Annotated in this window: 17 protein-coding genes and 1 pseudogene; 6 read left to right on the top strand and 12 right to left on the bottom strand. The window is 47.0% G+C overall.

The window, feature by feature from the left end:
* Positions 1–23: 23 nt before the first annotated feature.
* Positions 24–557, bottom strand: a complete 534-nt coding sequence (locus QT987_RS23805) for an RDD family protein (RefSeq protein WP_333057226.1) — start codon at positions 555–557, stop codon at positions 24–26.
* Positions 558–663: 106 nt separating this feature from the next.
* Entirely contained in the window at positions 664–906 is a 243-nt protein-coding gene (locus tag QT987_RS23800) for a DUF7219 family protein (RefSeq protein ID WP_333057225.1), read from the bottom strand.
* A gap of 357 nt (positions 907–1,263) precedes the next feature.
* Here QT987_RS23800 and QT987_RS23795 point away from each other — a divergent pair, with 357 nt between their 5' ends.
* The gene (locus tag QT987_RS23795) at positions 1,264–2,142 is read left to right on the top strand and encodes an SGNH/GDSL hydrolase family protein (protein WP_333245160.1); all 879 of its coding nucleotides are present in this window, start codon (positions 1,264–1,266) and stop codon (positions 2,140–2,142) included.
* Between the two features lie 130 nt (positions 2,143–2,272).
* On the opposite strand, the gene QT987_RS23790 is transcribed toward QT987_RS23795, so the two are convergent.
* The 3 genes from QT987_RS23790 to QT987_RS23780 all read right to left on the bottom strand — a co-directional run bounded on the left by QT987_RS23790 (position 2,273) and on the right by QT987_RS23780 (position 6,548).
* Positions 2,273–3,172 carry a DUF4436 family protein gene (locus QT987_RS23790; protein ID WP_333245157.1) on the bottom strand — a complete coding sequence of 300 codons (900 nt, stop codon included), beginning with the start codon at positions 3,170–3,172 and terminating at the stop codon, positions 2,273–2,275.
* 288 nt (positions 3,173–3,460) lie between these two features.
* Positions 3,461–4,975 carry a carotenoid oxygenase family protein gene (locus tag QT987_RS23785; protein WP_333245154.1) on the bottom strand — a complete coding sequence of 505 codons (1,515 nt, stop codon included), beginning with the start codon at positions 4,973–4,975 and terminating at the stop codon, positions 3,461–3,463.
* Between the two features lie 118 nt (positions 4,976–5,093).
* Positions 5,094–6,548, bottom strand: a complete 1,455-nt coding sequence (locus QT987_RS23780; protein ID WP_333245151.1) for a folate/biopterin family MFS transporter — start codon at positions 6,546–6,548, stop codon at positions 5,094–5,096.
* A 261-nt stretch (positions 6,549–6,809) separates the two neighbouring features.
* Between QT987_RS23780 and QT987_RS23775 the strand changes: the two genes are divergently transcribed.
* Both QT987_RS23775 and QT987_RS23770 read left to right on the top strand, forming a co-directional pair.
* Positions 6,810–7,295, top strand: a complete 486-nt coding sequence (locus QT987_RS23775) for a cupin domain-containing protein (RefSeq protein ID WP_333245149.1) — start codon at positions 6,810–6,812, stop codon at positions 7,293–7,295.
* A 6-nt stretch (positions 7,296–7,301) separates the two neighbouring features.
* A complete protein-coding gene (locus QT987_RS23770) occupies positions 7,302–7,937 on the top strand; it encodes a class I SAM-dependent methyltransferase (RefSeq protein WP_333057219.1) in 636 nt (211 codons plus the stop codon).
* Positions 7,938–8,010: 73 nt separating this feature from the next.
* On the opposite strand, the gene QT987_RS23765 is transcribed toward QT987_RS23770, so the two are convergent.
* From QT987_RS23765 to kdpA, 6 genes are all read right to left on the bottom strand, one after another.
* Positions 8,011–9,279, bottom strand: coding sequence for a sodium:proton antiporter (locus tag QT987_RS23765; RefSeq protein WP_333245146.1), 1,269 nt, complete (start codon positions 9,277–9,279; stop codon positions 8,011–8,013).
* A gap of 160 nt (positions 9,280–9,439) precedes the next feature.
* Positions 9,440–10,582, bottom strand: coding sequence for a universal stress protein (locus tag QT987_RS23760; protein ID WP_333245144.1), 1,143 nt, complete (start codon positions 10,580–10,582; stop codon positions 9,440–9,442).
* A gap of 124 nt (positions 10,583–10,706) precedes the next feature.
* Positions 10,707–11,342 carry a K(+)-transporting ATPase subunit C gene (kdpC, locus tag QT987_RS23755; RefSeq protein WP_333245141.1) on the bottom strand — a complete coding sequence of 212 codons (636 nt, stop codon included), beginning with the start codon at positions 11,340–11,342 and terminating at the stop codon, positions 10,707–10,709.
* A 41-nt stretch (positions 11,343–11,383) separates the two neighbouring features.
* Positions 11,384–11,653, bottom strand: a complete 270-nt coding sequence (kdpF, locus tag QT987_RS23750) for a K(+)-transporting ATPase subunit F (RefSeq protein ID WP_333245137.1) — start codon at positions 11,651–11,653, stop codon at positions 11,384–11,386.
* A 131-nt stretch (positions 11,654–11,784) separates the two neighbouring features.
* Complete coding sequence (kdpB, locus tag QT987_RS23745; protein ID WP_333245134.1) at positions 11,785–13,878, bottom strand: potassium-transporting ATPase subunit KdpB; 2,094 nt, start codon at positions 13,876–13,878, stop codon at positions 11,785–11,787.
* A gap of 122 nt (positions 13,879–14,000) precedes the next feature.
* Positions 14,001–15,785 (bottom strand): potassium-transporting ATPase subunit KdpA, encoded by a 1,785-nt coding sequence (kdpA, locus tag QT987_RS23740; protein ID WP_333245131.1) that lies wholly within the window; start codon positions 15,783–15,785, stop codon positions 14,001–14,003.
* A 300-nt stretch (positions 15,786–16,085) separates the two neighbouring features.
* Here kdpA and QT987_RS23735 point away from each other — a divergent pair, with 300 nt between their 5' ends.
* The 3 genes and pseudogenes from QT987_RS23735 to QT987_RS23725 form a co-directional block, all read left to right on the top strand.
* Entirely contained in the window at positions 16,086–17,186 is a 1,101-nt protein-coding gene (locus QT987_RS23735; protein ID WP_333245128.1) for a HAMP domain-containing sensor histidine kinase, read from the top strand.
* Positions 17,183–17,875 carry a response regulator transcription factor gene (locus tag QT987_RS23730; RefSeq protein WP_333245126.1) on the top strand — a complete coding sequence of 231 codons (693 nt, stop codon included), beginning with the start codon at positions 17,183–17,185 and terminating at the stop codon, positions 17,873–17,875. Before QT987_RS23735 ends, QT987_RS23730 begins: the two co-directional genes overlap by 4 nt.
* 202 nt (positions 17,876–18,077) lie before the next feature.
* Positions 18,078–20,726 (top strand): annotated as a pseudogene (locus QT987_RS23725) (esterase-like activity of phytase family protein); the annotation flags it as partial.
* On the opposite strand, the gene QT987_RS30050 reads toward QT987_RS23725, so the two are convergent.
* Positions 20,710–20,976: a pentapeptide repeat-containing protein gene (locus tag QT987_RS30050; RefSeq protein WP_445305012.1), complete on the bottom strand. Its 267-nt coding sequence runs from the start codon at positions 20,974–20,976 to the stop codon at positions 20,710–20,712. The pseudogene QT987_RS23725 and the gene QT987_RS30050 sit on opposite strands and share 17 nt — an antisense overlap.
* Positions 20,977–21,016: the final 40 nt, after the last annotated feature.

Genomic DNA, 21,016 nt, shown 5'->3' with positions numbered 1-21,016 from the left:
TCGACTAATTTAAACACAATTTATTATCTTCTCACATTGCTCTGCACTTGGTCAAGCAATCTTCTAACTTTGATGTCGAGGGAGTAGCCACGGCGGGTTCCAACTACGATCGTCCCGCCGATGCGATCGTGGAAAGCTTGGGGAAACCTTTCGGCGGAGGTGAGGGCAACGCTACAGTCGATCGCCAAGGGCAGCATCAGCAGCAAGACGGCGGCGTTGGTAGATGTCAGCCCCCCTATACCTGCGAAGGCTAAGGCGGCGCAAAAGCCCAGCAATGCCTCGCGCTTGCACAGTTTTTGCACTCCGGGAGTCCGTTGGAATCTAGGATCGACAATTTTCATGTCCAAGGCCCAGCGGCCGAGACTTTGACCTTGGTTTTTCCTGACGATGGCTACGCGCATGATCAGCCACAGTAGGACAAAAAATATGATTTGGACGATCGCATTAGTACCCAGAAGCAAACTGGGCAGCCAAACTGCGATTCCGTCGATGCAGAGTGCCGCGGCGCGGCGGCCGACGGATACTTTGGGAAGGAGAGGTACTAAATCGGAACTCATAGGCAAAAGGGTCGATCGTCACTAGCTACTTTTTGATCTTAAGCTCTCGATTAATCGATCGGCATCAATGGCGTGTAACTCAACTTCCAAGCCAAGCGCTAATTATTCAAGCTGAAAATGGATGTTCGCCAATTCCCAACTGCTTTTTCGACTTTTCCACCTGTTCCCAGAGTGTTTGGATCTGAGTAAATGCCTGTTCCACAGAGATTTTACCGTTAGATGTCAAGGAACTGATGTAACCCACTCGCTGAGAAAACTCTTGTAAATTCGCATTAAATACCAAATTCTCTGGCTTTACTTCACCGTAATAACGATTTTGAGGATATAAAAAATTTGAATTTGCTACCATTGCTTTAACCTCGCTTGAAAACCTTTTTTTCTAGTTATCTATATTATAAACCGCGATCCCCTTCTAAAGTTGTGCTGTAAGTAGCAGAAATCATGTGACATTTGGCGAACTTTTTTGTGATGGCAATTACACGGACAGATGAGGGCGACAAAAACCTCAGTAATTTCACTTGTAAAATTAACGCAGGCGGGGTCAACAACTAAGTTTCTGCCTTAAGGCTTATAACTTCGGATTTGGCGTCCAAACCAGGTTTTTGTTAGTGGAGGACTGAGTTATTGAAATAAGTGACAAAAAAACCAAAAATGGATAATATTATTGCAGACATCAATAGTTAGATTTTTAGTAAAAAACTGCATAATGTCTGCAAAGGCACGTGAAGCGAAGCTATCCCGAAGGGAATCGCCCCGTCCCAAACCCCGGCTGAGGCAAGTTTTAATCAGACTTCCCATCGCCGTAATTGCTGCTGTTATTGCCTTCAACCTTCCTCACTCCTTAATTCCCGTGTTTAAAGAATCCGTATCGGAAGCAACGCCGCCACCAGAAATCCAGAACGTGTTCGTCGGCAGGCGCAAAATTGTGACAGTGGGCGACAGCATCACCGAGGCAGGGAAATACCCCGGAGGTTACGTTTGGCTGCTGCAACGCTATCTGAATGCGCTTTATCCCGATCGCCAAATCGAAATCGTCAACGCCGGAATCTCCGGTAACAAGGCGACTGATATGCAAGCACGCTTCCAGAAAGATGCGATCGATCAAAAGCCAGATTTAGTGATGATTAATGTCGGAGTCAACGACGTTTGGCACGCTTTCTTTGACTTCCAAAACCGTCAGTTTTATCCGCAAGGCAAGTTGCCCAAGGGAGTGCCACTGGCAGAATATCGGGAGAAAATAACTCAAATGGTGCTGGCGGCAAAAGCCGCAGGAATTCGAGTTGTACTGCTTTCTCCTACTCCTATCGGCGAAATTCTCGACGGCCCAGAAAATCGTAGGTTGCAAGAGTATATTGCCGCGATGCGAGAAATTGCGTTAGAGAATCAGTGCTTGTTTATCGATTTGAATGCGCCTTGTCGGGAAGTTATCGCCACGTATCAAAAGCACGCGGGCAAAACTCTGAATTTGTTGGCTGCAGATGGAGTGCACCCAAATCAATCGGGATATCGAATTATAGCTTTTACTATCTTGCGCGGTTTGGGCGTACCCGCAAAGGATATTGAGAATTTGGAAGTCAAAAATTGAATCTTTGAATTTTGTTAACAGTTGACGGTTGACTGTTGACTGTTGGCTGTTAATTGAAAGTATCAAAGCTACAAGCCGCCTGATTTATATCGGGGGTAAATTATTCCAATATAAAATATAAAATATAAAATCATTCAATCGGCGGATGATACCGCTTTAACCAACAACCACCGATAATCACCAACGCCACAACAACCATAATTTCCGTCCAAAAAAACGAAAGGAAATCGCTTGCAGTTCCCACCGGCGGCACTCCCGGTTGAGCATTGCGAATAGCGGGAAAAGCAAATAGCATTACACCAGTCCAGCTCAGCATTCCCACTTCCGGTAACTTACCCGATTTCATCACTTTTAATGCTAGCAAAAGCGCCATAATTGACAGCACCCACATGATCACAATAATCACTAAGGCAAAGAATTTCACCGGGAGCGATCGAGTTGCAGAAACATCGATATAAATAAAGATAGATGAATTCTCTTCCATCGGTTTATAACTGATGTCGAACCCTGGAACATCGGCATGAAAATTAAATTCCAGTGGCACGGGATTGAGTTCAAATGGAGCAAACTTTTTACCAATCGAAGGCAGCGGGTCGATCGAAATAGCTACTTTAGCAATGTGGGTGTCAAACGGGTAATTGTTAATTTTCCCTTTGACTAAGTTAAACTTCAATGCAGGGACAATCATCGGTTTGCCTTCTTTAAAGGTAATTTCCGAATCCTGTACATTTGCGCCGTTAACTGTCATTAACAAGTCTTGAGCTGGGTAAGTTGGCCCTTTTTTATAAATACCTTTGAGTTCAAACTGCAAGCGGGCTTCTAATTCGTTTTTAATGGGATCAACTGCAATTACCGTCATTTTGACCTCAACCAAGCCTTTGGACGCTACAGCGCTTTCTGGAGATGGATTGTAAGGCTCTTGGGCGTTAGCATTGTGAGAGTAAATAGATAAGATAATTGCAAAGATTACGACCAGACTGCAAATTAAAATAAGTATTTTTTTGAGAGGAAATTTGTTGACAGTTTGCATTAATTATGGATATTTTACATATTGAATAGTTGTTAGCAGTCGCCGCAGTCCGCCAGGGGTTTAAACCCCACAGCGAGTAGCTAAAGTCGGTTAAAAGTGAGATATTGCACCATTCTCAATTACTTGTTTAGGAACAGGCAAGATGCCTGTTCCACAAGAGTTCAATTTTCTTTTTTGTGGGGTGGGCATCCTGCCCGCCCATAGTAGGAAAAGGCAAGATGCCTGTTCCACAAGAGATGAATTGTCCTTCTTGTGGGGTGGGCATCCTGCCCGCCCATAGTAGCCGGACTACGAACCGATAGGAAGCAGTACATTTGGTGTAAAACTTCCGTGTAAACCGTAGGGAATGTGCTGTTTTAAATGCAAGCGCGCTACCGGGCCTTTGGTAATATCGCGAGCATCTAAAATCACTAAGGTCGATCGATGATTAGCTGCATCATACATTAAAAGCAGCAGCCAGCCGTCATCCTCAGCCGTTGCACCTTCAGGCGAGACGCCTGAACCACGGGGAACAAACACCGGTTCCCCCGCAAAACCGCGCGGCGCCGCACTCCAAATTTGCCTTTCACCAGTCACGAAATCAATTTTGAGGATAGCTTGCAAAGGAGCATTTCCAGTGGGAGCATCAGCAGCACCGATGTAAAGATATCGGTAAGGTTGTCCGACATTATTGGGATGCAAAGTGGGAAACTCGCAGCACCGAGTTTCAACAACTTGATGCTGTACGGTTTTGTCTTGCAAATTCAACTTAAACCGCCACAATTCGCCCGCTGGAATGCTCTCAAAATCAACCTCGCGAAAATCGCCGTCTGCTTCTACAGTTGGAAATGATTCGTAACAAACTGAATCCACAAAAACTTCGTCTCCTTCTTCCCATGCGTTGCAGTGGTGGAACACAAAACAAGGTTCGGTTTCTAATATCTTCACCTCGTCAGTGCCGTTGCGGGGAATTAAAATTGCTTGCGTTGGCTTGTTTGGCGAAAATTGAATGCACTGGGATGCACTCCGAAATCCTAACAAGAAAAGCAGCGGATTAAATGAGACGGGATTTTGGAAGAATATGCAGTAATTCGGGGTAATTACCATGTCGTGCAGGAAGGCAAAACCCGGTATTGCATGGGCGTGACGCTGCAAAAGTTTGCCGCTTTCGTCGAATTCGTAAATCGTGATGGTACTCGACAAACCGGGCTTGACAGAAAAGTTTACTAATCTGTCTCCTTTGCCATTTTTCCCTTTTTCAATTCTGGGGTGGGCGGCGAAGGCTTCACCGGGTTGTAAAACGCCGTCTAGGGTGTCTAAGCCGATTGTTTCTAGGGTGCGGGGGTCGAGTCTGTAGGGCTGTGCGGCTTCCCAAAGTGCTAGCAGTTTGTCGCCCCAATAAATGATGTTGGTGTTGGCAATGTTTTTGATTTTGACATCAAAGATGTTGGCTAGCGGGCCCCCTGGCTTTTGTGTTCCGAAAACGCCTCGGTGGAGGATTTTTCCTGCTTTTTGTTCGGCGAGATAGCCTTCTGTGCGGACGAATCGGTTGCGGAAATGGGCGCGGCCTTCGGATATTACGATCGCACAAATCATCCCGTCGCCGTCAAACGGATGGTGGATGCGCTGGCCGTTGACATCTAATAATCCGGGCCCGTTGCGAAAGAATGTGCCTTGCAAGCCGGGGGGGATTTCGCCTTCTATGTCGTCAATCCAGTAGTCGGATTCGTTGGGTTGGGATTCGTAGCCGCGCTGCCAGTCTGTGCGATCGTATGATAGGTTTTGGGCGGCTGTTTGAGGTTGGGAAATCTGTAATTTTTGCATGGGTGTAATAAGCTTTTCTTGATTTAACCGCAGAGAACACAGAGGGCGCAGAGAGAAGGAAAGCCGGAGAATGGGGCAACACAGTTAAATTCATCCGTGTATCTGTGTTTGCCTGCCTTTATTTGCTATCTGCGGTGCGACTTTGTGACCTTACTGTCGGTACTAAGTCGGGAAAGTATTCGGGCATGAAATGCTGTCCGCCTGGTTTGGAACTGCCTGGTTCTGGTTCTAATACGGGAAGAGACTTTTGATTGTTTGGATCGCTGCTTTCTGTACTGTCGGCGGGCAGCCAATTTAAGAAGGGTAGGGGCAGAAGTGTGGACAGGTTTGTGATGACTATTAGCAGCCAGAGGTTATCGAAATTGCGATCGGTAATTCCTAGCAAGTGGGTCAAAAGTGCGCCGCCTTCGTGGGACAAAAGTCCTGCTAAATTTGTGACTGACATCAACACGGCAAATAAAGTTGCTTCGACGCCGGGGGGACACAATCTGGCGGAGAGTACGAGCACCGGCATATAAGCAATTTGTCCGATTACTGTCAGGATTAGGCTGTCTCCGATGCTGAACCATTGATCGTCAATTCCTAAAGATCGGTTGGCATGAGTTACTAATAATAAAGTAGTCATGCCCAAAGCTGTCGCTATGACGGTTGACCAGCCAAAAATTACTCGAAATGGAACTGTTTTGAGGAAGCGCTGAAACAGCCAGATGCCGGCGAGGGAGGCAATGCTGGTAACGAGGCGCACTCGGCCGAGAAATTCTGGTTGAAAGCCTAATTCGTTGGTGGTGAAAAAGAAGAAGGCGGAGTCTGAGCTTGGGGTGGCTTGCCAGAGGAAGAGAAAGGCTGTGGGTAGCCAAATTGTTTTTTGGGTAACAGCTTGCCGTAGTTGTTTGAATTGGTCTTTGACTGTTTCAAAGTCGGTTCTTTTGTTGGTTTTTTCTTCGGCAATTAACCAAGCTGTTGCTGATACAATTAGCGGGAAAGATGCGGTGATTAAAAAGATAGTATGAGTGCTGAAGTGTTGCAGCAGGGAACCGCTGAGGTAGGCGGTAATTAGTCCGCCGAGGGCTGCAGCGCCCCAAGACAAGGATTGCAGGGAACCGGCGTCGGTAACGGATTCTTTTCTGGCCCTTTCGACTACCAGGGAGTCGGCGATTACGTCGCTGACGGCGAGGGATAGGGAACTCAGGGCGATCGCGCCTGTAGCTGCCAGCGGTGTGTGTACAATTGTTGCGAGGCTCACCCATGCTGACGTTCCCAGCAGCCCGGAGAGGACGATGTAAGGGCGTCTGCGGTAGCCGAATATCGGCAAACCGTCCGACATGAAGCCGAAGACGGGTTTGATAATCCAAGGCAGGGCGACGACGCCCAGCATTGCCGAGACTTCTGCCGGACTCATGCCGAGTTCGTCTTTGAGAAAGAAGCTGACGGCTAAGCGGGCTAGTCCGAGAATGCCTTGGACGAAGTAAATCAGTAAGATGGCTATGAGTTCGGGGGTTGGCTCATTCCCAAAGAATACTTTTTCTTTTAAAGATTCTTTGAGTTTGCTGACGCCGGAGGGGGAAACGAGCATTTGAGCAATATTTCTTAATGAATCTCAATATTTATAACACATTCTTAATGAGTTGGGGGAACTGCCGGAGGTGGGAGGCGAGAGTGGCGGGGATCTGGTAAGTGCTATAAAATTGTATTTATCTTGAATTTAAGCGTGTTTTGTAATAATAAAAACCGAAAAACGAACCGCGAAGGCGCGTTAGGCGAAGCCGCGCGTAAACCCTAGGACGCCAAGCAAGAGAAAGAAGAAAAAACTCACAACTGCGGTCAGCTTTGTTATATGATTATTGACCCTAAAAATGTGCCGGAAATTACGGGTTCTAAGTACCCTCAGCAATTCCAATCTGCTGTTGCGGGGAGAGTTAAAAAACGCTTGGGCGATGCTGCCGGATTGCAGAATTTTGGGGTAAATTTGGTGAGACTTGCGCCGGGAAGTTGTTCTGCTCTCAGGCATTGGCATACCCGTCAAGATGAGTTAATCTATGTTCTGGAAGGGGAAGTTACTCTGATTACAAATGCGGGAGAGCAAGTGCTGCAACCGGGTATGGCGGCTGGTTTTCCGGCGGGTGATGCAGATGGGCATCATTTAGTCAACCGCTCGAATGCAGATGTGGTTTATCTGGAAATTGGCGATTCCCTTCGGGATAGCTTCGCTTCACGCACTGATGGTGATTCAGCCACTTATCCCGATTATGATTTAATTGCCAAAGCTAGCGATAATGGTTGGATTTTTACGCACAAAAACGGCGAGATTTATGAGAATTAAAAAAATATGAGTCAAGTGAATCTTTGGACTTCGGCGGAACACGCTTTGTGGTATCTGGCTAAGGCTGATGGAATTCCTCACCGCACTGAAGGTGAAGCGGTTTTGTTGGAGGAAGTGCCGAAAAATGTGAAGCGAATTCTGGATGTGGGTACGGGAGACGGGCGGTTGCTGGGTCTGCTTAAGTGCGATCGACCAAATGTTGAATGTGTGGCGATCGACTTTTCGCCGACAATGCTGGAAAAAGCCAGAATTCGCTTTGCTGATGACCCAAATGTCACGGTAATCGAACACAATTTTGATGAATCGCTACCGGATTTGGGCAAGTTTGATGCGGTTGTTTCTAGTTTTGCGATTCATCATGTAGCAGACGATCGCAAACGTTCGCTTTACACTGAGATTTTCGAGCTTTTGGAACCGGGAGGCATTTTTTGCAACTTGGAGCACGTAGCGTCCGCAACTCCGGCTTTACATGAGAGATTTCGAGAGGCGATCGGTATTAGCGATTCGCCCGACGATCCGTCTAATAAATTGCTGGATGTGGAAACGCAATTGCGCTGGTTTAGAGAAATTGGTTTTACCGATGCAGACTGTTATTGGAAGTGGCGGGAGCTCGCTTTATTAGTTGGAGTGAAACCTGTTTAGCTGGGGATAAGGACACGGCAGTTCCGTGTCCCTACAAATATTGCATACAATCTGTATGAGTTGCGTGAATTAATTAAATTAAATCCGGGACTTTAGGTTTGATTCGGCGCTCGTACCAGTTCATTAACGGGGTGGAACTAATACCGTGCAGAATCACAGAAAGTACGATCGTTGTAAAGGTAATCCAGGCAATTTTTTCGGCGGTTTCGCCTTTCAAACCGTCACCGAAAGCATAAGTAAGATAATAGATAGAACCGACACCACGAATGCCGAACCAACCGCACAGCAAGCGGCTGGCGGGATGTAAAGAACTGCCGATCGTACTAATCCATGCTCCCACAGGCCGAATTAAAAAAATTAACAATCCACCTACTAAGAGGGAGTATCCTCCATAGGCCAACATAGGCTCTAAACGCAAAAGCGAACCTAATAGTAAAATAGTTGCTACTTCCATTAACTTTTCTATGCGCTCGGTAAAGTGCAGTTGGGAAAGCGGCTTTTCTGGGTTGCGGTAACTCCGCTGCGCGACAATTCCTGCTACAAAAACTGCGAGAAATCCGTAGCCGTTGACTACTTCTGTGAGGGAATATGCGCTCAGAATTGTGCTGAGAGCAATGAAATCTTCCATTAATTGATCTGCAGGTTGATAGCGTTGGAGTTGGCGATCGATCCAGGTGACGGCTTTAGCTACTAAAATTCCCATAACGATAGCTGCGCCAATCGCCCAAATCAAGTCAACTGCTACCCACTGCGAAAACCAGTTCGACCAGTTGTTATCTTTTAGCGAATAAATGCCGAAATAAACAAAGGGAAAAGCTAAAGCATCGTTTAAACCGCCTTCTGATGTTAAACCAAAGCGCAATTCATCGCGATCGTCTAGATGAGCTAACTGAACTTCTGAGGCTAAAACTGGATCTGTGGGAGCGAGAATTGCTCCCAGTAAAATCGCCGGGCCCCAATCTAATTTCACAAACCAATGAGCGACGGCGGCGACCGCAAAAATAGAAATTGGCATTAAAAAACCGATCAGCCGTGCTGTGGAATTCCAGGCCCAAAGTTGGAGCGGGCGATTCATTTTTAAGCCACAACTGAACAGAGAAACAATAACTACAAATTCTGTAAGTCTTTCTAAAAATTCAGCTTCGGGACGCAAGTCAATCAGCTTGATGCCGTAGGGCCCCAATCCGATACCGACAATTAGATAAATTAAGGCATAAGATACAGGCAATCGCGAAATCCAGCCGGAACCCAAGGTAACGGTAAGCAGGAGGATGCCAATAACTAGCAAGTTGAGAATGTAATCATCCACCATAACGATCGCACTTTTAATCAGGTTTACCAAGTGCGATTTTTACAGATAAAAGCTTCTGGGGCATCCACCGTCCGCTAGATTCAGCTATCCTCCGAAAGTTGCAGTTTTTATGCTAAATGACTAACAACTCACAACTCACAACTACTGACTGCTGACTACTGACTGCTGACTAATGACTAATAACTAATGACTAATGACTTTTTTCAGTAGCGATGATGTGCAAATCTACGTGTTTGAGCGATCGCACTAACTGTTGAGTCAAAGAACCACGCAGCAGCAATTTCCAGCGGGATTGCTGGCTTTCGCCGATCACAATTTGAGTAACGCGATACTGTTTAGCTACCTCGGAAATCGCTTTGGCTATATTAGTGCCGTTTACCCGCAAAAATTTCCCGTTAAATTCTTGACACAGTTTCTCACAAGTTTCAACGTGCAAGCTTTCTGCTTTTGTTAAAAATCGGTCTGGATCGTTGACAAACACAGCATAAAATGGGGCATTCATGTAGCTCGCAATCCTCGCGCCTCGCCGCAGCAGTTGCAAAGAATTCGGATAAGTCGAGATGCACACTAAAACTCGTTCGTGAATGTTGCAAGATTGACCTTTTAAAGTTGCTGCATCGTCTTCCACAGTGTCTGCGACTTCTCGCAGGGCGAGTTCTCGCAAAGCGATTAAATGACGGCGCTGGAAAAAGTTTTCTAAAGATTGTTCAATTTTTTCGGGAGCATAAATTTTGCCTTCTAGCAACCTTTCTTCTAAAGTTTCCGGCGTGACATCTACAACGACTATTTCGTCAGCATCTTCGAGGACGCGATCGGGGACTCGCTCTCGCACTACAACTCCGGTAATTCTAGCTACTAAATCGTTGAGACTTTCTATGTGCTGAATGTTAAGGGTAGAGAAAACATCAATTCCAGCCTTGAGAATTTCTTCCACATCTTGATATCGTTTTTCTCGCAGAGAACCGGGAATGTTTGTATGAGCGAGTTCGTCTATTAATGCTAATTGAGGACGGCGTGCTATGACAGATTCTGTATCCATTTCGGTGAGCATTTTTTCGCCGCGTAGCATTTGTTTTTTGGACACTATTTCCAATGCTTCTGCTTTAGCTGCTGTCTCTTTCCTGCCGTGAGTTTCTAACAGTCCAATTACCACATCAATGCCTTCAGATTTGAGCGTGTGTCCTTCTTCCAGCATTCGGAACGTTTTGCCGACACCGGGGGCCATGCCGATAAATATTTTGTGCTTTCCCCGGCGGGAGGTGCGATCGTAAGTGCGGTTAGGTTGGGCATAAACCGCGTCTGGATTGTTAGTAAGTTCGCTAGACTGAATCATAGCTGAGTTGTCAGTTGTTCTTTGTTCGTTGTTCGTTGTTAGTCACATTTGTAGGTTGGGTTGAACGAAGTGAAACCCAACTCCAACTTGAACTGAAGTGTTGGGTTTCGTTCCTCAACCCAACCTACGTATATTGTAAACGGTCGAGAGCCAAATTCAGTTGGAGGACGTTAACTCCCGGTTCACCGAAAATGCCAATAAATCTGCCCTCTGTATTTTTGGATACCAACATTTCTACTTGATTGATATTGAGCGATCGCACTGTTGCTATCCGCTGAATTTGCGATCGAGCTGCCTCTACGCTAATGTGCGGATCGAGGCTAGAACCCGAGGTGTAGACTAAATCAGCAGTTGGTTTGATACCAGCTTTGTTGAGGCGATCTAATTCAACTTGCACCCCCTGAAAACCATCTTTCTCATTACCTCGTTTCAGCAAACCAGAGTTACTGGGGGCAAGGTTGCTCGCTCCCGAAACACCCGTTCTTTGACTAACATTTTCTCCCTTTGTCGGATCGTAATTTTCTGTCGCAAAGCTGCTGTAGTTTGTGGTGCTGGGACGACCCCAAAAATATCTTTCTGAGGAGAAAGGCTGACCGATTAAAGCAGAGCCAACTACAACTCCTTGGTTGGTAATTAAGCTGCCGTTTGCCTGGGAGTTGAAGGCAATTTGGCCGATTACTAGCAAGATTAAAGGGTAAATAATGGCTGTAATTCCCCACAAAACCAGGGTAAGGCGAATGGCTCTAATTATTTCTCTCATAAATTACCTCGATCGGTTATTTGCTAAGGGTTAAATATTGACTAAAATCTTTCCGGCTGAAAGATGACTACGAACAAGTAAATAGAAAGGGCGATAATCACCAAACCTAGGAGACTTAAACCCCAGACAGCTTTTCGGGTCAAATCTTCACCCGCTGCAGCGTAAACAGCGGGGGCAACTATAGCATTGAAACACATTACTAGAAATAGCTGCACCGGGATTGGGTGGCGCTGCCAAAACATTTGTGCTAACTCAAGAATTTCTTGGAAATCTCTAGGAAAAATATCATTCAGCAAATCATTCCGTTTCATGAATTCTCCTTATTTTGGGAATAAATATCGGTGTTTCTATTAGATGATTTTTGTGGGAAAATCGAGGCATAGCCTCTGGATCTGCGTTCCTCGGCAGAGCCGGGGAACGAGATTAATCCGTCTTTCCCGATCTATGCTAACCCAACGGCGGTAATCAAAACATCAATAATTTTGATGGCAATAAACGGCGCGACTGCCCCGCCCAATCCGTAGATTAAAATGTTCCGCTGCAACAGTTGATTTGCAGTCAAGGGTCTAAACTTTACACCAGTTAATGCTAGGGGAATCAAAGCTGGAATAATCAAAGCATTGTAAACTAATGCTGACAAAACCGCAGATTGACCGCTGGCTAAACCCATGACGTTTAATGCGCCTACGGGGGCAAACATGGCGGGAATAATTGCAAAATATTTAGCTATATCGTTGGCTAGGGAAAATGTAGTCAGCGCGCCGCGAGTAATCAGCAATTGTTTGCCAATTGTAACTAAATCAATTAGTTTGGTGGGGTCAGAATCTAAGTCCACCATGTTTGCAGCTTCCTTCGCTGCTTGGGTTCCAGAATTCATCGCCAGTCCTACATTTGCTTGTGCTAGTGCGGGTGCGTCGTTGGTTCCGTCTCCTGTCATTGCGACTAATTTGCCCTCGGCTTGTTGTTTGCGAATTACGTCGATTTTGTCCTCGGGAGTTGCTTCGGCAATGAAGTCGTCAACGCCTGCTTCATCGGCAATTACTGATGCTGTAATCCGGTTATCTCCGGTGAGCATAATGGTGCGAATTCCCATTTTTCGCAGTTGGTCAAATCGATCGCGAATTCCCGGTTTAATCACATCTTTCAAATAGATAATGCCGTAGGTGTCGCTGCCTTGACAAACAGCTAAGGGTGTGCCTCCAAGCCGGGAAACTCGCTCGTAAGCTGCATCGAGATCCGGCCCGAAATTGCCGCCGCGCGATCGCACAAAACCCTTCACCGCATCAACCGCACCCTTGCGAACCTCCGTCCCATCGGGCAAATCCGTGCCAGACATCCGCGTTTTTGCGGAAAAATCAAGCCCTGTGGCGTTGGTGCGATCGAACTCCACCTGTGCGCCCAAATTCTGAGCCAAACGGACGATCGACTTTCCCTCTGGAGTATCGTCAAACACACTCGCAGCAAGGGCTACACTCGCAACCTCCTCCAGCGAGTGACCGTTTACCGGAATGAACTCCTCGGCTAAACGGTTCCCCAGCGTGATCGTCCCCGTTTTGTCCAAAATCAGCGTATTCACGTCGCCACAAGCCTCCACGGCGCGTCCAGAGGTCGCTATCACGTTAAACTGAGCGACGCGATCCATGCCCGCAATGCCGATCGCGCTCAGCAAACCGCCGATCGTTGTTGGAATCAGCGCCACCAGCAGCGAAATCAGCGTCACCACGCCCACAGGGGTTTTCACGTAATTGCCGATCGGCGGAATCGTCGAAACCACAATCAAAAACACCAGAGTCAACACCGCTAGCAGCACCGTCAGCGCGATCTCATTCGGTGTTTTCGAGCGTTCTGCGCCCTCCACCAGCGCGATCATCCTGTCCAAAAACCCCTTACCGGGGTCGGCCATCACCCGCAGCGTCAATTCGTCGGAAAGGATGCGCGTACCGCCGGTGACGGAACTGGCGATGTCCGAACCCGGTTCCTTGAGCACCGGCGCGGATTCGCCAGTGATCGCAGATTCATCTACCGAGGCGACACCTGCGATCACTTCGCCGTCGGCAGGAATGACATCGCCTGCGATCACTTTAATTTGGTCGCCGCGTCTCAGGGATGTCGAACTAACTTCTTGAATTGAACCGTCTGGTAGGAGTTTGCGGGCTGTTGTGTCGGCTTTGGTCGATCGCAGTGCGTCTGCTTGCGCTTTCCCCCGCCCTTCTGCTATCGCTTCGGCAAAATTAGCAAATACCAAAGTAAAGAACAAAATAAACGTGACTAAACCGTTGAAAACTCTCTGATTTTCGCCGGGAACCGGGCCGAACAGCGTCGGGTCGATCGTTAATAATGCAGTCACAATTGTGCCAACCCACACCACAAACATCACCGGATTTTTTAGCATTACCCGTGGGTTTAGCTTGACAAAGGCTTCTTTAAAAGCTCTTTGATAAAGACCTTTTGTATTTGCTTTTGGCGTGTGCTTGCGAGACTCGCGAGAGCCTCTAGCAGGTTTTTTTGGGGAATCTGGAGTATGGGAAGAAGCCATGTCGATTTTAGATTTTAGATTTTAGATTTTAGATTTGGGATTAGGGATTTGGGATTTTAGATTTGGAATTGTTGCCAGCAACAGCAGTTTATTGTCGCTGCATTACTTAATGCAATCTACATCTACTGTCCGCTGTTTGGTGTCGGGGTTGTCGCTTCAGGCGAAGGCGTTGCTAAAGGTGTTGTGGGTACAGTTATCGATGCTGGTTCAAACTTGCCGCTGCTAATTTCATATCCTTCGGCAATTGGCCCTAAAGCTAAAACTGGGAAAAATGTCAGCGCGCCTAGAATTAAGATTACTCCTGCGGTTACGCTAGTGAACAAAACAGAATCGGTTCTGAGAGTGCCCGTTGTTTCGGGAACCAGTTGTTTGTTCGTCATGCTGTCGGCTAAAAGTAGCAGGGCAATAATTGGAATGTAGCGCCCCAACAGGAGGCTAAAACACGTGCTTAAATTCCACCAAACTCCTGTCGGCGCGGGTTGAGAGTCGGCCAATCCTTCCAAGCCCGAACCGTTGTTGGCTGCAGCCGAAGCGTATTCGTACATCACCTGGGAAATGCCGTGAAATCCCGGGTTGCTGATGCCGCTCAAACTGTCGGTAAGGGCGAGGGTAATTGCACCGGGGATTAAAACTGCGATCGGGTGAATTAGCAAGACAACGCTGGCTAAAACAATTTCCCGTTTCTCAATTTTGCGTCCCAAAAATTCCGGCGTTCTCCCCACCATCAATCCGGTGAGAAATACGCTCAAAATTGAGTAGATAAATAAGTAAGCTGTTCCCGTTCCTTGTCCGCCCCAAACGATTTGTAGAAACAAATTAAACAGAGTGGCAAAACCACCGGGAGGCATTAAAGAATCGTGCATTCCGTTGACGGCACCGCACATTGTGCCAGTGGTAGTCACCGCCCACAGTGCAGTTTGTGCCCAGCCAAATCTAACTTCTTTTCCTTCTAAATTTGGCTGCTGCGAACCCAGTAAATTATTGATTTGAGGGTTGCCACCGTACTCGCCAAACGCTGCAATGCCAATCAAGAAAACATAGATGGCAAACACCATCCAAAAAATCAGCCATCCCTGCTTTTTGTTGTTGGCAAATCTGCCGTAGGTGTGAATCATAGCTGCTGGTATAGAAACCATTGCTAGTGTTTCCAGCAGGTTGGTAAAAGGGTTTGGATTTTCAAAGGGATGAGCCGAGTTAATGGCAAAAAAACCGCCGCCATTTTCTCCGAGTTCTTTGATACTTTCAAAGTGAGCTACTGGGCCGCGAGCAATTATTTGCGTGCCGCCTTCTAAGGTACGGGCTACGGCCGGCCCTGCTAGGGTTTCTGGCACTCCAGAAATTAGCAAAAGTAAGGCAATTATTAAAGAAAGTGGTAGCAGAATCCTGGTGAGGGATTGAATTAAATCGATGTAAAAGTTGCCCAATGGACGGCCGGTTAAGCCCCGGATAAATGCAATGCCTACTGCTAAACCAGTTGCTGCTGAGGTAAACATTAAAAATCCCAGGGTTAACTGGGACAAATAAGTAAATGTTGTCTCCCCGGAGTAATGCTGTTGGTCGGTATTTGTGAGGAATGAAATAGTTGTGTGCAGCGCAGTATCCCAGGTTGGGGCAGTTAAGCCGGTGGGATTTAAAGGCAGCACTCCTTGAAGCATGAAAATTAGGAAAACAAATATGCCCATTGCTGCATTGCTGTACAGTAGCGATCGCGCATATTGCCAACCTGTCATCGAATCTATAGACCGGATATTGCTGGCTTTATAGATGAGTTGTTCTAGAGGTTTAATAGCTGGGTCGAGAATGGTTGGTTCTCCCATGTACACCCGCGCCATGTAATTACCAAAAATAGGGGCGATCGCTACTACAATGATTAGCGTTAATGCGATTTGAATTAATCCTTCAAGCATAACTGAGCCAATACTTCCTTAAAAGTGCAATCTGCTTTTAAAAATCAATATACTTGCTGTTAGGATTTTTGATAATCAGCCCGCAGGTATAAGTTGCTGTTTAGCCGTTATGATTAGCTGCTATATATTTTCACTGACTGACAAATGTTTAAATATTTAGCAGTATCTATACTTGCAGATATAGATGTTATCTAAACGCTTGTTTTTGCGTCACAGGAGACAAATTTTGGCGATGAAAAACCGCAGGTATAAGGCAGAGAGTAGAGTGTAAATATAAAATATAAAATGGATGGATAAGGGATGTTAAACAGCTTATTAAAAATTACAGACAACCGGGCAATTCAAGAGAAGTATTTGCGGGGGAGGTGGTCGATCGCAATTTTATTCGCGATCGTTGTAGTGCTGGAATTTACTACGCCGTCGGAGTATCTGTTTGGGTATTTGTACACAGGGCCGATTTTATTGGCAAATTCGCGCTTGAGTCGGTTGGGTAAGTTGCAAATTACGCTGGTATCGGCAGCTTTGACGCTGTTAAATTTGTTTGTTCCTCCTGGAGAAACGATCGCCCTAGCAACTGTAGCAAATAGATCGATCGCAGTCATGGCTTTAGGGGTGACGGGATATTTAAGCGATCGCAACCAGCAGTACCAAGAGACGATCGCGATCGCTAAAGCTGAGTTGCAGTCGCAGCAGCAGCTAGCAAGCATCCGAGAAGATTTTGTCTCTACTTTGAGTCACGACTTAAAAACGCCGATGCTGGGGGCGATAGAAACAATTAAAGCTTTTGGGTCAGCAAAATTTGGGAATGTCACCGCCAGTCAGCAAAAAGTTCTCGAAACAATGGCGCGATCGCACAAAATGTCTCTACAATTAGTAGAAACGCTGCTGGATGTTTACCGCAACGATGCCGAAGGTTTAAAACTGCAACTTGCGCCCGTAAATTTAGTAGCTTTGGCAGAAGAAGTAATCGCAACACTCATCCATTTATCGGCGGCGCGCCGAGTTTACATTAATATGAGTTACGGAGAGTCAGATTTCCGCCGCTCTTTGTGGGTAAATGGCGATGCGGTGCAACTCCAGCGCGTTTTTGTTAATTTGCTAACAAACGGAATTAACCATTCTCCTCGCGGTGGCAAGGTAGAAATAATCATGGAATCTTATTCGAGTTTTCAGGTGGTGAAAGTTATCGATAGCGGGTTGGGAATTACTGCCGATGAACTGCCCCACTTGTTTGAGCGTTTTTATCAAGGACACAGCGATCGGCAAGCCAAAGGTTCGGGATTAGGATTATACTTATCTCGCCAAATTATTGACGCCCACGGCGGTATAATTTGGGCAGAAAATAAATTGCCACACGGTGCTTTATTTGGATTCCGACTCCCTGCTATCCCACAGAAATGAAACCAGCTTATCCGTTGCGAATTCTCCTAGTTGAAGACGACGAACTGTTTCGGTTGGGGCTGCAAACGCGGTTGCAACAAGAAAGTTGCTTGCAAGTAATTGCCGAGGCTGAAGATGGCGAAACCGCAGTAGAACTGACTCAGGAACACTTGCCAGATGTGGTAGTTCTCGATGTCGGTTTGCCTGGAATTGGCGGTATTGAAGCGTGCCGCCAAATTAAACAGCGACATCCAGCAATTCCCGTTTTAATCTTAACATCTCATTCCCAAAAATCCTTAATTGAAAGATTGATTAGTGCGGGTGCTCAGGGCTATTGCCTCAAGGGAATTGCGGCGGAAACTTTGGTTTTAGCAATTCGATCGGTAGCGGCGGGTGCTTCGTGGTGGGATCAGGCGGCAACTGCGGAAATTCGGGCAGTTTTTGCTAATCCTGAACCTGTGAAAATTGGGTCAAAATCCGAAGTTTTGGAAAATCCGCTGACGAAGCGAGAACAGGAAATCTTGGCTTTAGTTGCGGGGGGGAAAAGTAATCAGGAAATTGCACAAATATTGTACATTGCTCCGGGGACTGTGCGGGTTCACGTCCACGCGATTTTGCAAAAGTTAGAAGTGCGCGATCGCACTCAAGCTGCTGTACTCGCAATTCAGAAAGGATTGGTAGCAGAAGAACTTTTGGTGATCGAACCCTAAAAAAGCGAGTTGTGTACTGGAATTGTCGGTTTTTTAAAGGAATTATTGGCTAAACCCGCCCCTATCAAAAGGCTTCTGTTGCAGGTTCATGGGAAATTAGTATTCGTCTTGATTGTTAATTTTACTCATGACATTGAATTTGTGAATTTGCTAAGGTAGACAGGCCTTAATTTTCCTACCGTCATCTAACCAAAGGTGTATTATGCCAAATTTTATCAGTTCAGTTTTTAGTTCGATCGCCTTTATCGACTCTGCCCTTCCCGACAGCCAAACTCTCCACAACGGCATCGCAGCGGGGACAGAAGTTATTACCCTCGATGCGGCGCGGGATGGAGTAGAACAAATTACTGAGGCACTAGCGAGTCGCAGCAATATTAAAAGCATTCATATTATCTCCCACGGCCGCCCCGCGAGTTTACTGCTAGGCGCGATCGATCTAAACTTGACAAATTTAAAAACTTATGCTAGTCAATTGCAGCGTTGGTGGCGATCGCTGGCAGACAGTGGAGAGATTTTGCTGTACGGGTGCGATGTAGCGGCGGGGGAAAAGGGCGCTAACTTTGTGCAGCAACTGAGTCAGCTAACTAAGGCAAAAATTGCTGCTTCTCGATCGCCGATCGGCAGTTCGGCTATGGGCGGAGATTGGGAATTAGATTATACAACAGGAGCGGTGTCCTCTGGGCTGGCGATCGACCCAGCCACAAGAGCCGCCTATCAATTTGCCTTCGGTCTAAACTTATTGGGACAAGCAGAAATTCCGGCAAGTACAAATTTTGAAGGAACCCAGGTAGGTGGACTGTCTGGCCTTACCTACGCGGGAAACAACACTTACTACGCTATCTCCGACGGCCGCAATACTGGTGGCAGTCCCGATCCGTCTCGCTTTTACACCGTCACTATACCGAATGTGAGTTCGGGTAGCTTGGCAACAGGAGGAGTGGCTGTTACAGGAGTGAAACTGATTGGCAATCCGCCTCCCTTTGCACCAGATACATCGGATACAGAGGGCATTGGCTTCATCGGTGGCAATGTCTTCGTCTCTTCTGAAGGCAATTTCTCGACAAATACCCAGCCTTTTATCAACAGATTCGACATTGCAACCGGACTTCAAAACCTAGCACTGACTATTCCTTCTCCCAAATACGACGTATCAGTAAATCCTGCCAGCGGCATCCGCAACAATCAAGGTTTTGAAACTCTGACCATTACTCCCAGTCAAAGTTTTCTGTTTACAGCAACAGAAAATGCTCTCAAACAAGACGGCCCGGCTACAGGTACAACGGCTACCATCGGCACTCGATCGCGAATTTTAAGATATAACTTAGCCACAAACACCGCAAACGGAGAATTTCTTTACAACACCGATCCAGGCAATGGCATTTCTGAAATGCTGGCCGTTGATGATAATACGCTGCTGGTTCTCGAACGTTTTTTCAACCCAGCTACACTGTCAGGCGATTTGAAGCTTTATCAAATTTCTTTAACGGGTGCGACTGACATTCAAAGCAATACTGGCTTGATTGCTTCTGGTGTTGCTGGCATTACACCGGTATCGAAAACTCCGATCGCTAGTACTGCTTATTTCCTCAGTGCAGCCTCTCCGCCGCTTGTAGACAATTTTGAAGGGATGACATTTGGGCCTTCTCAAACGGCAACTGGGAAGCGAACGCTCATTCTTGTCAGTGACAACAATTTTGGCTCCCCTTTTCCCCTTCCCACCAGATTCGCAGCCTTTGCAGCCAACAACGCACCTGTACTCAACAACAGCCTAACGCCGATACTAACACCCATTAAGGTAGATGTACCTCCTGCCAGCAACACCGGCACCTTAGTTTCTGCTTTAATTGCAGGTGCTGTTACAGATCCCGACACCGCCGACACTCAAGGAATTGCAGTCACGGCGACAGACAATACTAACGGCAGTTGGGAATATTCAACTGATAGCGGTGCGACTTGGACGGCATTCGGCACCCCGTCAACAGCAGCAGCGAGACTGGTAGCAGGCACTGCCCGCATTCGCTTTGTTCCCAATGCTGACTACAACGGCACTGCCAATATCACTTATCAGGCATGGGATGGAACGACAACAAACTCTGGCAGTAATAATATCCTCACGAACGGCGGGACGGCTGATATTTCGACTGCCAGCAGTATGGGGGGGTTAGCAGCTTTCAGTACAGCCAGCGAGACAGCAACAATTACCGTCGATACGATCGTACCTGCTGCTGCCAATCTAGTTGCTACCAACATTACCGTCGCTGGCGGCACTGCACAAACTTTTACGGTAGATTACAGCGACAATGTTGCTGTCAACAGCAGCAGTTTGGATAATTCAGATATCCGGGTAACTGGGCCGGGCGGATTTAGCCAATTAGCAACATTGGTAAGCTTTACACCGATCGGCAACGGCACTCCGCGCACGGCTACCTATCAGATTGCTGCGCCTGGGGGCAGTTGGGATTTGGGTGACAATGGGAATTATGCGATCGCAATCGAATCGGGCCAAGTTAGCGATATCAATAATAACTTTGTCGCAGCCAGCAACTTGGGAAGCTTTAATGTCAATATTCCCAACCCAGGCACTTTTAATTTTAGTGCTGCCAATTACGAGATCGGTGAAAGCGGGGGTGTTGCGACAATTACCGTGACTCGGACAAGCAATACTAATGTGGCGGCTGATATCAGCTACAGCACTTCCGACGGGACTGCTAATGCAGGCAGTGACTACACGGCAACATCAGGAACCTTAAACTTTGCGATCGGGGCAACAAGCAAAACTTTTACGATTCCAATTAACGATGACACCTTAGTAGAGGAAAGTGAGATTGTTGCGCTTAGTCTGAATAATCCCACAAACGGTGCGAGTGTGGGAGCGCAAAGTACGGCGAATTTGACAATTTTAGATAACGATGTAGCACCAACTCCAACGCCGACAAGTCCGACTCCGACAAGTCCGACTCCGACAAGTCCAACGCCGACAAGTCCAACGCCGACAAGTCCGACTCCGACAAGTCCGACTCCGACAAGTCCAACGCCGACAAGTCCAACGCCGACAAGTCCGACTCCGACAAGTCCAACGCCGACAAGTCCGACTCCGACAAGTCCGACTCCGACAAGTCCAACGCCGACAAGTCCAACGCC

Origin of the sequence: Microcoleus sp. SVA1B4 (assembly GCF_036700545.1) — a bacterium.
Lineage (GTDB): Bacteria > Cyanobacteriota > Cyanobacteriia > Cyanobacteriales > Microcoleaceae > Microcoleus.
This window is presented reverse-complemented; position numbering and strand designations above follow the sequence as displayed.